Below are 14,631 nucleotides of genomic sequence, written 5' to 3' on the forward strand. Positions count from 1 at the left end.
CCTCTCTCCCTTTGTGATAAACTAATTTATATAAATTTAATGACCCCCACAAGTACATTTCCATTATAATACATAATTTATCCAATTTTCAATATAAATTATTATTTTTTATGTTGGACGCCATTTGAATCAATATAATAATCTTCTTTATAAATCATTTCTCCTACTTTTTTAAACTCATACCCTTCTTCTTTAAGCTCTTTAATTATTCTATCTAAATTCTTTGGTGTGTACTTTGCATTGTTATGAAAAAGAGTAATGGAACCTGGTTTTACCTTCTTCCTAACCCTTTCATACTCCTGCTTTTCTCCATCTTGTCTCCAATCCACTGAATCCGCATCCCATTGAATTGGAATATATCCAAGCTCTATAACCTTTTTTACAGCAGCATCATTATAGTCTCCACTTGGAAATCTAAATAGTTTAGTTTCCTCTCCAGTAACTTTCTTTATTGTTTCTTCTGTCTTCTTTATTTCCTTTTCTATCTTGTCACCACTTATTTGTGAGAAGTTTGGATGAATATAGCTATGATTACCTATTTCATGCCCCTTCTCCTGTATAAGCTTAAGTTTCTCTGCATTTTCTTCAGTACAATCTATCCATTTTCCCATCATAAAGAATGTTCCTTTTACATTATATTTGTCCATTATGTTTAATATGTCACTTAAGTAATCTTTTTCAGCCCAATTTATATCAAAAGTTAAAGCTATATTTTTTTCTTCAGTATTTATTGAATGAATAGGCAAACTCTTCTCCTTAGCAAGTGCATCTACAGATTTTCTATATCCCTCATATACAAAAATCCCAGCTGATGCTAAAGCTACAAACAAAATAAGTGCAACTACAAATATACTCTTTCTCTTTTCTAAATTCAAAACAACTTCTCCTTATTATTTTTAAAAATACATTCATTTATATTTTATTTAATTACACTATATTCATTCTTTTAGAATTTATGCTATAATTATTAATATATCTGAATAAAATGGAGGCTTAATTATGTACGAAGAGAGTTCATTAGAATTAGCAGAAAACAAGTTATTGCTTTTATATATCTTAAAAACTCTAAAACAGCCTATTTCTAATACACAACTCACTGAAATAGTGCTTGAAAATAGTTTTATAAATTACTTTACCCTACAACAATACGTAGCAGAACTTGATGAGTCAAAATTTATAGAATATGCTGAAGTGATGGATAAAAAATTATTAAAATTAACAGATAAGGGTGATAGTGTACTTTCCTTCTTTAAGGATAGAATATCTCCTTCAAAAATCTCCCTTGTTAATGAATATGTTAAGTCACATATAGATTTAATAAAAAAAGAACTAACAATACATAGTGACTATACAATAGGTGCTAACGATAGCTTTATTGTTGATATTAAAGCTTTAGAGGATGATTGTCCTTTAATGGAATTAAAATTACAAGTACCAACAAAAAAACAAGCCACTTATCTTTGTAACAAGTGGCAAGAAAATCCTTCAGAAATATACAATCAAATTATCACTTTATTATTTGATGATTTGAATTAACCATAATCATTGCATTAGGTTCATTCCCTATTGCGATGATTTTTCTTTTATTGTCCTCCTCATTTATTACATGCAATTTTCCATTTAGATAGTCACTAATAAATATTTCTTTTTTTCTTTTTATCACTCTATTTGGCATTCCACCTACATTTATATTTCTAACTACTTTTCCTTCTCTTATGTTTACTACACTTACACTTTCAGATCCAAAATTTGCAACATATAATTTGTCACCATCTTCAAATACATCTATAGGCATAGAGTCAACCTTTATTCTACTTATACATACTAAATTCTTCATTGAATAAATTCCAATAAAACCCTCCTTATCACTTCCTAAATAACTCTCACAAAGATAAAAGTATTCACCATTTTTAGACATAGTAATCTTAATAGGATATTCACCAACCTTTACTTTCTTATCTATATCTTTATTATCTAAATTGATTAAAGACACCGTATTTTCAAGCAAATTGGCAGATAAAAGTACTCTCCGAGTAGAATCTAGAACAATACTATCTGGAGAGTTTCCTGAAGGAACTTCAAATTCAATATTCTTATTTTCTATATTATAGAATATTATAGAATTTGTTTCATTGCATGCAACACAAGCATATTTTTCATAAAGCTTTACATCATTAGGGTGAGGTCCTATATATTCCCTTCCTATCTCTTTTAGACTTGCCAAATCTAAAAATGATAAACTGTTGTCATAACTATTTGCTACAACCCCTAATCCTCCTCTTATTTCTATGCTCCTAGGACCTATAGGCCTTCCATTTAAACTTAAGCTTATATTTTCTATACTTAAGCTCTCCTCATCTATTTTCCTTATACAATCATCACAAGTATTACAAATATAAATATTATTCACAAGTAACACCTCCTAAGGAATACCTATCTTTATATAATATGACTTCATTTGACTTTAGCGACAAAATATACTTTATTTCTTGTAAATTTCACAGTATAATTAATTTATATTTTTTTATTTAGGAGGCATTTATGTATACATATAAAACAAATGGTGTGTGTTCAACTGAAATACATGTTGATGTAGAAAATGATATTATAAAATCAGTAGAATTTGTCAGAGGTTGTCCTGGAAATTTATTTGGTATCTCAAGTCTAGTAAAAGGAATGAACATTGATGAAGCTATATCAAAGCTTGAAGGAATTAAATGCAAAGATAAATCTACATCATGTCCTGATCAGTTAGCAAATGCTTTAAAAGAAATCAAAAATATGTAATAAAAAAATTCCTAGTATTTATAGTCAAAACCTATAGCTACTAGGAATTTTTCTATTTTATTTTCTAATTCTATGAAGAAATTCAATAATTCCAGATACTTAGCATTGGTAAAAACAGTTAATACCATATGCTAAACTAAATAAAATATTATTTAATCAAGAAATATTTTACTTATAGTAGTACTTGCGTTTAACCTTTATATCATAATTTAATTTTTAATATAATTAATCATTATACATAAGACATTTTTATAAAAAAACTGTTACCAAAGTAACTTTTATTAGTTACTTTGATAACAGTCCTATATTTTAAAGCTATTTATTTAATAATAATTCTTTTGATTAATGTGTAAAACCATATGCACCTTTGTTTGTTTCATTCTTTTGTAAAACACGTGCATTATTAAGAGCTTTTATACCAGATTTCATATCATTTACTAATTGTTCAGCCATTGCATGACCTAAGTCAGCACGACATACAATACGTTGGATTCTTACATTTTGTAAGTTTTCTGGTAATGGATAAGCAGGTACTTGCCATCCTTTCATTAATAATCTATCCGCTAGATCATCTAATGTCCATTCTACTTTAGCATCATCTTTTAATTTGTAGCAAACTATTGGTAAATTTGATCCATCATTATAGATTTCAAATAACCCCATGCCCTTGATTTCTTTTGCCAAATACATTGCAACATCTTTTGTTTTTTGATGTATTTGTCTATATCCTTCGAAACCGTATCTTAAGAAGTTGTAATATTGTCCTATTATTTGGCTTGCACTTCTTGAGAAGTTTATAGCCATTGTTGGCATCTTTCCTCCTAAGTAGCTTACTTCAAATATCAATTCTTTAGGTAGGAATTGTTCATCTTTCCACATTACCCAACCGATACCTGGATAAACTAGTCCGTATTTATGACCTGAAGTACTTATTGATACAACATTCTTTAATCTGAAATCCCATTCAAGATCTGGTTCTATAAATGGTGTAAATAAACCACCTGAAGCCGCATCAACATGAATTGGAACTGATAATTTAGCAGTCTTATTATATTCTTCAACAACATCATTTAATTTCTTAATATCATCAAATTTACCTGTATAAGTGATACCAAGTATTCCAACTATACCTATAGTATAATCATCAACATAATCCATTACTTTATCCATATTTAAGCTCATATGCTTTTCATCCATTGGAACTAATCTCATTTCTATATCCCAATATACACAGAATTTTTCCCAGCATACTTGGAATCCTGATGATATTACTAAGTTTGGTTTCTTATTAATTACATCCATACCAAGCTTCTTAGCTCTATTTCTCCATCTGAACTTCATAGCCATACCAGCTAACATACAAGCTTCTGATGATCCAACTGTTGAAGTACCTATAAACTTCATATCCTTTGGAGCATTCCATAAATCAGCAATTATATTTACACAACGATTTTCAAGTTCTGTTGTTTGAGGGTATTCTGACTTATCAATAGCGTTCTTTTCTAATGTTTCAGACATTAATTTTGTAGCTTCATCCTCCATATAAGTTTGGCAGAATGTAGCTAGATTCAATCTTGCATTACCCTCATCCATTAATTCATCTTTAACTAATCTGTATGCAACTCTTGGTTGTATAGGCTTCTTGCCAATTGAGTATCTTGGCATTCCCATATTCTCTTCTTCAGTACCGAATATTGGTGTACTATAAATATCCTTTAATTTTTTATCCTCTCTACTAAATAACATAAAAAGACCTCCTAAATTTATTAATCTAAAATAATATTAAGCTTTATCATTTTTCATATTGTCTCTTTGATCCATAACATCTTCTTCATTTGGATTAATATGATGTTCACCTCTTGCTATTGGATGTACGAATCTATTAGTTTCATGATGTTTAATTCTTGAAATTTTAACGTTATTACTATTATGGTTAGATTTATCATGTAATGCATATATAACAAATGGAATTATTATCGCTATAATGAAACTAATTACTAATATAACCTCATATTCAGTAGTACTTTTACCTGTTAAACTGCTTGGTGGAACAAATGATATTATTAATGAAAGTATTGACATTATTAAACCAGCTGCAGCAATTATTGTCTTAACTACTACACCACCTGGAATTTGATATGCTCTATTTAGATTCTTCTTTTTATATATTAATACAAAGTAACCTATAAAGAATAATATATAACCTACTAAGTAAATTACAACTGTTAAAGAAATTGCAGTTAAAAATGAAACGTTGTTACCACCGCCTCCAAATGTTAGAACTGCTGCCCATATTGTAACAACAACACCTTGAACCATAATTAATGGAACTGGTACGTTATGTTTATTAACTTTTCTAAATACTTTTGGTAAAATTCCATTTTGAGCTGCTGTATACATCCCTCTTGATGGTCCTACAACCCATGCACTAACTTCTCCTATAACACCAAGTGCTATCATTAAAGCTATAATCTTTACAATCCAAGTTCCATTAGAAGTAAAGTGACCTACTAATGCCTCGAATGTTTGTACAACACCAGCACTTAAATTTAATTGTGATTGTGGTATTACTGATGCTACACCTAATCCTCCTACAGTATTTAATATAATAGCTACTACTATTAATATAATCATTGCTATAGGATAATCTCTTTTAGGATTAGTCATTTCATTAACATGTGATGCTGATGCTTCAACTCCCATATATGCCAATATAAATGATACAAATACAACCAATGTGTTTATTTGAGTGAAATCTGGTATAAATGCTTTTGTACTTATTTCCACATCTATTGGATTTCCTTGAACTACATAAATAATTACTAATGCAAATAAAATTATTGCAGGTATAACAATACCGACTATAAATCCTAGTTTAGCTATTTTAGCTGTATTCTTTGTACCTCCTAACTGTGAAAAAGTTAGAACCCAGAATATAATTAATACACCAATAAATTTTACAACTGGATTAGTATTAAGTGCAGGAAAATCAAATACATATGATAATGCTCCTAATATAAAATAAATCATTGTTACAAATCCAACAGTAATTTGAAACCATTGAAAAAATATTGCTGCAAATCCAAATCTTTCTCCTAAGGTATTTCCTACCCAAGCAAAAATACCACCTTCTTGCCAACCTTCAACTGTAGCCATTTCTGCTGCACATAAAGCTACTGGCAAGAACCATAAGAATCCACCTAATAATAAGAAAAATACTAAATGAAAACCTGATGTTGCAAATGTAGGATATTCATACACTGTCATTACCATGGAAGCTGTTATTGCAAAGAACCCAAATAAACTCAATGATTTGGCATTACTTTGCTTTGAATTTTTATCCATAATTTCACGCCCCTTCGATATTTTATTTTTAAATCATTAACATCGTCGACAAAATTAATCAAGTTAGGGATTTTTTTCTTGTCCCTGTCTATGGCTAAAGTATAACAACTGTCATTTTTTATGTAAAACGCTGTTTTTAAGCTCAAAATGTTTAATTTTGTAATAATATTAGGTTATAAGGATAAATCCCCATAAATAATCCAGTATTCTTATCTATTCTTAGTTTTTCTACTAAACTTATTTTGTAAAATTTACATTTTCCTATGAAGGCCTTTAAAATAGCCCTTTCCCTCATATAATTAATAATTATTCCGTAATTGTTAATTTTTACAAATGAGTATATAGGCTTTGTTAATCGTTTACATAAATATTTCATTGTGATAAATTTTCCTTCTAATAACTTCTTTTATTGAAAAAACTTTACTTTATTTTATATAACTTTACTTTATTTTCTATATAGTTACAATTTTATACATCTATTTAAAATATATTAGTTACCTATTAATTATCAATGTACTAATACTCATATTTGTTTATTATATATATCATTTATTCAATTAAAATTTATTTTTAATATTTAAACAAAAAAGACCAATATATTATTCTTAAAATAAAGATAAATATTGATCTTAACAAATTTATATATTTAAATACTTTCTATCACACATTTCCTCATATTCTTTTTTCATCATATCAATCATTCTTGCAATAGCTCCTTTTACTTATACCAACTTAATCTATAAAATTTAATACTTTCTTCATTCCATCATTTGCTAAAGCTGAACTTTCAAATACATCCTTAGCATTATTTATAAACTCTTCTGGATTTAATAAGGCTGGAGAATAATGAGTAAATATTAATTCTTTTATATTTGCTTTTTGAGCTAAAGTAGCTCCTTCTCTAAAGGTCATATGCTTATTTTTAATTGCCTTCTCTAAATCATTATCATCTCCATAGGTACCTTCACATATAAATAAATCACTTTCTTTGATAAAATCTACAATACTGTCTATTGGCCTACTATCTGTTATATAGCTTATATTTATTCCTCTTCTTTTTTCTCCTAAAACTAAGTTACTTCCGTATCTTCTTCCTTCAAACTCTATTTCTTCTCCTTTTTGAAGTCTACTCCATAAAATTTTAGGTACATTATTCTTTTCTGCAAGTTCTTTGTTAAATCTAGCTCTTCTTTTTATTTCTACTCTAGCTCCTATACACTCAATTGAATGTTCAAGAGGTAATGTGCTAATAATTATTTCACTAGTTTTTTCATCAGAAGGTATTATACGTTTATTTTGTATCTTAAAGTTCAAATTATCAAAGTCACATTCTATAACATTTATACTATAAGGAATATATTTAGCTGTAACCATAAGGCCTTCTACAATCTCTTTTATTCCCCTAGGTCCTATAATTGTGAGTTCCTCTTCTCTTCCGCTGTTTCCTATAGTAGCTAAAAGTCCAGATAATCCGTTAACATGATCACCATGTCCATGAGTTATAAATATAACATCTATACTCTTAAACCCTAATCCATATTCCCTAACCCATATTTGGCATCCTTCCCCACAATCAATTAATATTTTTCTTCCTTCATAATTAATCATAAGAGATGAAAGATGCCTAAATGGCATAGGCATTCCTCCACCAGTTCCTAAAAAAGTTATATCTACCATAATAAAGTCACCTACTATTCTTCTTTTACTATGTTATTTATTATACCTCTCATTTCTCCAATCATGTATAAAGATCCTGTAACTAAAATTAGATCATTATCTCCTGAAATCTCTAAAGCCTTTCTAAAACCTTCTTCATAACTATCAAAACTTTCTACATTTGCATTAACTTTTTCTATTTCTTTTTTAAGTTCTGCTCCAAGTTCTGCTCTATTACTATGAGGTGTCAGTGCTATTATCTCCTTACTCATAGGTGCTATTATATTTATCATATCTTCCACTTGTTTGTCTGCCAATATTCCTATTAAAAGAATTATATTTTCATAATTAAAATACTTAATAACATTTTCTTTAAGTGTAGTTATACCTTGAATGTTATGTGCCCCATCTATAACTACTAATGGATTTTTATTTAATATTTCAAGTCTTCCAATCCACTTTGAATTTTCTATACCTTTTTCTATATCTTTTATTTCAAAACCTTGTATTTTTGATAATATCTCCATTACTTTAACAGCAACAGCACAATTTAATATTTGATGTTCTCCTAAAAGTCTTAAATTAGCAACATAACTTTTAAGTTCTCCCCTCACTTCAATCTTTTGATAAACATTATCTTCTCTAATAATTTCTAACAGTTTTGCATCATTATATTTAACTTTATATATCTTTGCTGATTTTTCATTCGCTATATATTCAAGCTCCTTAAGTGCTTCTTCTTTCTGAGGATATAGTACTAAAGGAGTATTTTCTTTTATTATACCTCCTTTTTCTCTTGCTATTTCACCTAAAGTGTTTCCCAATATATTTGTATGATCTAAACTTATTGAGGTTATAACCGTAACTAGTGGATTTACTACATTTGTTGAATCAAGTCTTCCTCCAAGTCCAACTTCTATAACAGCATAATCTACCTTTTTATCATAAAAATATTTAAACATTAGACAAGTTATTATTTCAAACTCTGTTGGATGGCTATATCCTTCTTTAATTACTATATCTACTGCATTTTTTATATAATCCATATAATTTCCTAAATCAGTTTTTTTAATATTTTCTCTATTTATTTGTATTCTCTCTTCAAACTCCTCTAAAAATGGTGAAGTATACATACCAACATTAAAACCTTCCTCAATAAGCATTGAAGAAATCATAGAAGTTGTAGATCCTTTACCATTTGTACCTGCTATATGTATAACTTTTAATTTCTTATGTGGACTTCCTAAAATCTCTAAAAGTCTTTCCGTTCTTTCTAATCCGTAATTTGACCCGAAATTTCCAACTTTCTTAATATAACTCATCGCTTCCTTATAATTCATTTGTTTTCGCCCCTTATATATATTTAAATACTATATTACTTATTTTGTTAATTTAAATTTAACACTATTAACATTTTAACTATAAATATTTTATTGTCAAAAGCTTATAATAAGAGTATACGTCATTTTACTAAATTTATCTAATTGATAACAAAATATCATTTACAATCAATTACTTTTTTGCTATCATAAATCATATCGAAGTAATATTTATTATTTTATAGAAGTTATTATTTACAAGAGGTGTTAATATGAGAAATGTAGAAATTAAAAAGGACATCTACTGGGTAGGTGCACTAGATCCTAAGTTAAGAATATTTGATATTATAATGTATACTCCATATGGAACAACTTATAATTCATATGTAGTTAAAGGTAGTGAGAAAATCGCATTATTTGAAACAGTTAAAGAAAGATGCTTTGATGAGTACTTAAAGACTCTTGAAACATTAGATATCACTCCAGCTGATATCGACTATATAATTGTTGATCATACTGAGCCTGATCATGCTGGATCAGTTGGTAAAATATTAGATCTTGCACCACACGCTAAAGTTGTTGGTTCAATGCAAGCAATCTCTTACTTAAAAGAAATCATAAACAGAGATTTTGAACACATAGTGGTTAGAGATGGTGATACTTTATCACTTGGAAATAAAACATTAAAATTTATTTCAGCACCATTTTTACATTGGCCAGATTCAATGTACACTTATGTTGTTGAAGACGAAGTATTAATAACTTGTGATTCATTTGGAAGTCACTACTCATGTGAAGAAGTATTTAATGACTTAATTCCAGATAAAGATGCATATAATGAAGCATTAAGATACTATTATGATTGTATAATGGGACCATTTAAACCTTTTGTATTAAAGGCTATAAATAAGATAAAAGACTTAAAAATAGATGTTATATGTCCTGGACATGGACCGGTATTAAGAGAAGATCCATGGAAGATAGTAGAAACTTACAAAGAATGGAGTACTCCTGTTAAACCTAAAATTAACGGAGATAAAAAAGTTACTATTTGCTACGTATCAGCATATGGCTACACAGAAGAATTAGCAAAACATATTGCTGAAGGAATAAAGAAGGATCATAACGTAGAAGTTAAAATGTATGATGTGATTCATCATGAAACTGCTGAAATTCTTAAAGATATTGAGGAGTCAGATGGTTTATTATTTGGTTCACCAACTATAGTTAATGAATTATTACCTCCAATTAGAATCTTACTTGCTAATTTAAACCCTATAATACATGGTGGAAAATTTGCAGCTGCATTTGGTTCATATGGATGGAGTGGAGAAGCAGTTCCTAGAATAGAACACAGACTAGAAGAATTAAAAATGAAATTAGTAAATCCTGGTCTTCGTGTTAAGTTCAGAGCTTCACAAGAACAAATTGAAGAAGCAATAAACTTTGGTAATTCTTTCTCTAAGACAATGTTTGGAGAAATGGATATAAAAGCAGTAGATCATGGAAAGTGTGACGTAGTAAAAAAATAATATTACTATGGAAATATAACTTTTTTGAAAAACTTTAAATAAGAATAATATAGAATTAGTTGAAAGTGTTTATCCTATCAAACCATTAAAACATACCTATAATGTTAAAATTAAGATCTAGGCTTTAAAATATTATAGTAATAGGATAAAGACTCCGTAGTATCCCTAGGCGGCTTAGAAATAGCTACAGCTATAATAAAAGGTATTGATACTACACATATATTTATGATAGCTATTTCTTATTTAAATAGTTACAAAAAAAGAGAGACAAAAATTGTCTCTCTTTTTTTAGTATATTAATCATTAGATAATTTTTCTATTTCTTTTCTTATATCAATCATTTTATTATCTAAAACAGTTATCATATCTGCACATTCTCTAAGATCATCTGATATATGATCAAGTGTTTTATTTCTATATTTATAATATAGCTTATGCTCAAGACTAGCCCAAAAATCCATAGCTATTGTTCTTATTTGTATCTCTACCGGAACATCTACTGTACCTGTAGATAAGAATACGGGTATTGTTATTATAGCATGTAGACTTCTATATCCATTTTCTTTTGGATTCTTTATGTAGTCCTTAACTTCAATAACATTAATATCATCTTGCTTAGATAATATATTAAATATTGAATATATATCTTCTGTAAATGAACATATTATTCTAACTCCAGCTATATCTTTAAGATTATCCATTACATTCTCTGCTGTAGGTTCCAATCCTTTGCTTATAAGCTTTTGTACTATACTCTTTGGCTTTTTAACTCTAGTTTTTATATGTTCTATAGGATTATAATCATGTAACATTTTAAATTCATTATTTAATATATTAATTTTAGTGCTTATTTCTTCTATAGCAAATTCATATTTAATTAATAAATCTGTCCAAATTAAAAATTCTTCATTTTCAGCAAAACCTTTAAGTTCATACTTTTCTTCTCTATACATATTCCCATCTCCCATTTTATAAAGAAAAGCGTTAGCAAAATGCTAACGCTAAATCTAAGAATTATTTTAATGCATCAATTCTACCTTTAACAGCTTCTAACATTTCAACATATTTAACTCTTTTTTCTTTTTCTCCTAAAACAACTTTTTCAGGAGCTTTAGCTACGAATCCTTGATTTGAAAGCTTTTTATCTATTCTTTCAATTTCTCCTTCTAGCTTTTTAAATTCTTTATTTAATCTTTCAAGTTCCTTTTCTCTATCAACTAGATCAAGTAATGGCATGAATAACTCTCCACCCTTTACAACTAATGATACTGCATTTTCTGGAACTTCTTTTTTATCTTCTATAAATGATACATTTGAAGCTGATGCTAATTTCTCAATGTAAGCAGCTCCTGACATAAATGCATCCTTAGCTTCATTTGATATATAACACATAACATTTGCTTTTCTTGATGGTGGTACATTCATTTCTGCTCTTAAGTTTCTTAGATTCTTAATTGCTTCTATAACAAATGCCATATCTTCTTCTGCTTTAGCATCATTTAATTCTTCCTTAAATTCTGGCCAAGCTGATAGTGTTATAGTTTCTTCATCTTCATTTAAATGAGTAAATATTTCTTCTGTTATAAATGGCATTACTGGGTGAAGTAATTTAAGTCCTGATTCTAAAACAGTAAATAATACATTATAAACTATTCCCTTCGCCTTTTCATCTTCTCCGTATAATACAGGCTTAACCAATTCTATATACCAATCACAGAATTCTGTCCACATGAAATCATAAACCTTTTGAAGTGCAATTCCAAGTTCAAATTTATCCATGTTTTCTGTAACTTCTTTAATTAAAGTATTTAAATTTGAAAGTATCCATCTATCTGCTAAACTATACTCTTTGCAATCTTTATATTTATTCATTATTTCTCTATCAAGGTTCATCATAACAAATCTTGAAGCATTCCATATCTTATTTGCAAAGTTTCTTGCTGATTCAACTCTTTCTGGATAATATCTTATATCATTTCCTGGTGCATTACCAGTAACAAGCATAAATCTTAAAGCATCTGCACCATAAGTATCTATAACTTCTAGTGGATCTACTCCATTTCCTAAAGATTTACTCATTTTTCTTCCTTCAGAGTCTCTTATTATTCCGTGTATTAATACATTTTCAAATGGAGTTTCTCCCATGTTATGTATACCACTAAATATCATTCTTGCAACCCAGAAGAATATAATATCATATCCAGTAACTAATGTATTAGTTGGATAGAAATATTCTAAATCTTCAGTTTTATCTGGCCATCCAAGTGTTGAGAAAGGCCATAATGCTGATGAGAACCAAGTATCTAAAACATCTGTTTCTTGTTCTAAATTATTACTTCCACACTTTTCACATATCGTAATTTCTCCTGTTGATACGTTTATATGTCCACAGTCATTACAGTACCATACTGGTATTCTATGTCCCCACCATAATTGTCTTGATATACACCAATCTTGTATATTTTCCATCCAGTTAAAGTATGTCTTTTCAAATCTTTCAGGAATGAATTTTGTTTTATCATTCTTTACAACTTCTATAGCAGGATCTGCTAATGATTGCATCTTTACATACCATTGTTTTGATATTATAGGCTCTATTACAGTGCTACATCTATCGTGAGTTCCTACATTGTGAGTATGATCTTTTACCTTTACTAAAAGTCCAAGATCTTCTAAATCTTTAACCATAGCTTTTCTAGCTTCATATCTATCTAGCCCTTGATATTTTCCGCCTTTTTCATTTATAACTCCCTTATCATCCATAACCCTTATTTGAGGTAAGTTATGTCTCTTTCCAACTTCAAAATCATTAGGGTCATGTGCTGGAGTTATTTTAACTGCACCTGTACCAAATTCTATATCAACATAGTCGTCACCAACTATAGGGATTTCTCTATCTACTAATGGAAGTATTAAAGTTTCTCCTATAAGATGTTTAAATCTATCATCATTTGGGTTAACTGCAACTGCTGTATCTCCAAGTAAAGTTTCTGGTCTTGTTGTAGCAATTTCTAAGAAACCTTCTCCATTTTTTAATGGATAATTTATATGCCAGAAGTGTCCTGCATGCTCTTCATATTCTATTTCTGCATCTGATAGAGCTGTTTGACACTTAGGACACCAGTTAGTTATTCTATTTCCTTGGTATATAAGTCCTTCTTTATATAACTTAACAAATACATATTTAACTGCTTTATCTAAGTGTTCATCCATCGTAAATGCTTCTCTTGTAAAGTCAGCTGAACATCCCATCTTTTTAAGTTGAGTTCTTATTCTTTCTCTATACTCATCAGTCCATTCCCAAACCTTTTCAAGGAATGCTTCTCTTCCCATTTCTTTCTTCTTAAGACCTTTTTTTAGAAGTTCATTTTCAACTTTAACTTCTGTTGCAATTGATGCATGATCTTGTCCTGGAAGCCAAAGAGTTTCAAATCCTTGCATTCTCTTAAATCTTATAAGCATATCTTGAAGTGTATTATCAAGTGCATGACCTAAGTGTAATTTTCCTGTTATATTTGGTGGTGGCATAACGATTGAATATGACTTCTTATTCTTATCAACCACTGGCGTAAAGTACTTCTTTTCTTCCCAAGTTTTATAAATTCTATCTTCAAATTCTTTTGGGTTATATGTTGTTTCAATGTTTCTTATATCTGACATATAAAACTCCTCCTTAAAATTAATCTATTTAAATAAAAAAAGAGCTTTCATCCAAAAAGGACGAAAGCTCGTGGTACCACCTTTATTCCTACAAAGATTTATAATTAAATCTCTATAAGCTCTTAATTAAAATAACGACCTAGACAGACCGTCTTTAGCTACTATAATTTCACTAAAGAAGCTCAAAAGCTACCTTCAAAATATTTCATATAAAGGGCTCTCACCTTTTCCCTTCTCTCTTTGATATTTCCTATTTTTACTCCTCTTTCTCATTGCTTTTATTATATTATTTAAATATTATCTTATATTAATAATCCTTTTTTGTCAAATTA

At 28.8% G+C, this 14,631-nt stretch carries 11 protein-coding genes and 1 other annotated feature; of the genes, 3 read left to right on the plus strand and 8 right to left on the minus strand.

Features of this window, described 5'->3' with window-relative positions; translation table 11 throughout:
• Positions 1-101: 101 nt before the first annotated feature.
• A complete protein-coding gene (locus ACQPUW_RS07290) occupies positions 102-875 on the minus strand; it encodes a polysaccharide deacetylase family protein (RefSeq protein WP_430836795.1) in 774 nt (257 codons plus the stop codon).
• A gap of 124 nt (positions 876-999) precedes the next feature.
• Between ACQPUW_RS07290 and ACQPUW_RS07295 the strand changes: the two genes are divergently transcribed.
• Entirely contained in the window at positions 1,000-1,536 is a 537-nt protein-coding gene (locus ACQPUW_RS07295) for a DUF4364 family protein (protein ID WP_430836796.1), read from the plus strand.
• Here the strand turns inward: ACQPUW_RS07295 and ACQPUW_RS07300 are convergent.
• Complete coding sequence (locus ACQPUW_RS07300; protein WP_430836797.1) at positions 1,508-2,410, minus strand: YncE family protein; 903 nt, start codon at positions 2,408-2,410, stop codon at positions 1,508-1,510. The two genes, ACQPUW_RS07295 and ACQPUW_RS07300, sit on opposite strands and share 29 nt — an antisense overlap.
• 131 nt (positions 2,411-2,541) lie before the next feature.
• On the opposite strand from ACQPUW_RS07300, the gene ACQPUW_RS07305 reads away from it, so the two are divergent.
• Positions 2,542-2,787: a TIGR03905 family TSCPD domain-containing protein gene (locus ACQPUW_RS07305; protein WP_430836798.1), complete on the plus strand. Its 246-nt coding sequence runs from the start codon at positions 2,542-2,544 to the stop codon at positions 2,785-2,787.
• Between the two features lie 342 nt (positions 2,788-3,129).
• Here the strand turns inward: ACQPUW_RS07305 and ACQPUW_RS07310 are convergent, their stop codons facing one another.
• The 4 genes from ACQPUW_RS07310 to ACQPUW_RS07325 all read right to left on the minus strand — a co-directional run bounded on the left by ACQPUW_RS07310 (position 3,130) and on the right by ACQPUW_RS07325 (position 9,128).
• Complete coding sequence (locus ACQPUW_RS07310) at positions 3,130-4,533, minus strand: glutamate decarboxylase (protein WP_430836799.1); 1,404 nt, start codon at positions 4,531-4,533, stop codon at positions 3,130-3,132.
• 36 nt (positions 4,534-4,569) lie between these two features.
• On the minus strand, positions 4,570-6,132 hold the full coding sequence (gene gadC / locus ACQPUW_RS07315) for a glutamate:gamma-aminobutyrate antiporter (RefSeq protein ID WP_430836800.1): 1,563 nt from the start codon (positions 6,130-6,132) through the stop codon (positions 4,570-4,572).
• A gap of 732 nt (positions 6,133-6,864) precedes the next feature.
• Positions 6,865-7,809 (minus strand): ribonuclease Z, encoded by a 945-nt coding sequence (locus ACQPUW_RS07320; protein WP_430836801.1) that lies wholly within the window; start codon positions 7,807-7,809, stop codon positions 6,865-6,867.
• Between the two features lie 14 nt (positions 7,810-7,823).
• A complete protein-coding gene (locus tag ACQPUW_RS07325) occupies positions 7,824-9,128 on the minus strand; it encodes a bifunctional folylpolyglutamate synthase/dihydrofolate synthase (RefSeq protein WP_430836802.1) in 1,305 nt (434 codons plus the stop codon).
• A 251-nt stretch (positions 9,129-9,379) separates the two neighbouring features.
• Here ACQPUW_RS07325 and ACQPUW_RS07330 point away from each other — a divergent pair, with 251 nt between their 5' ends.
• Complete coding sequence (locus ACQPUW_RS07330) at positions 9,380-10,639, plus strand: FprA family A-type flavoprotein (RefSeq protein WP_430836803.1); 1,260 nt, start codon at positions 9,380-9,382, stop codon at positions 10,637-10,639.
• Positions 10,640-10,935: 296 nt separating this feature from the next.
• On the opposite strand, the gene ACQPUW_RS07335 is transcribed toward ACQPUW_RS07330, so the two are convergent.
• Positions 10,936-11,592: a GTP pyrophosphokinase gene (locus ACQPUW_RS07335; protein ID WP_430836804.1), complete on the minus strand. Its 657-nt coding sequence runs from the start codon at positions 11,590-11,592 to the stop codon at positions 10,936-10,938.
• Between the two features lie 61 nt (positions 11,593-11,653).
• Positions 11,654-14,299 (minus strand): valine--tRNA ligase, encoded by a 2,646-nt coding sequence (locus ACQPUW_RS07340; protein ID WP_430836805.1) that lies wholly within the window; start codon positions 14,297-14,299, stop codon positions 11,654-11,656.
• A 53-nt stretch (positions 14,300-14,352) separates the two neighbouring features.
• Positions 14,353-14,581 (minus strand) — a binding site (T-box leader).
• Positions 14,582-14,631 lie beyond the last annotated feature (50 nt).

Origin of the sequence: Clostridium sardiniense (genome assembly GCF_050584765.1) — a bacterium.
In the GTDB taxonomy this organism is placed as follows: domain Bacteria; phylum Bacillota; class Clostridia; order Clostridiales; family Clostridiaceae; genus Clostridium; species Clostridium sardiniense_A.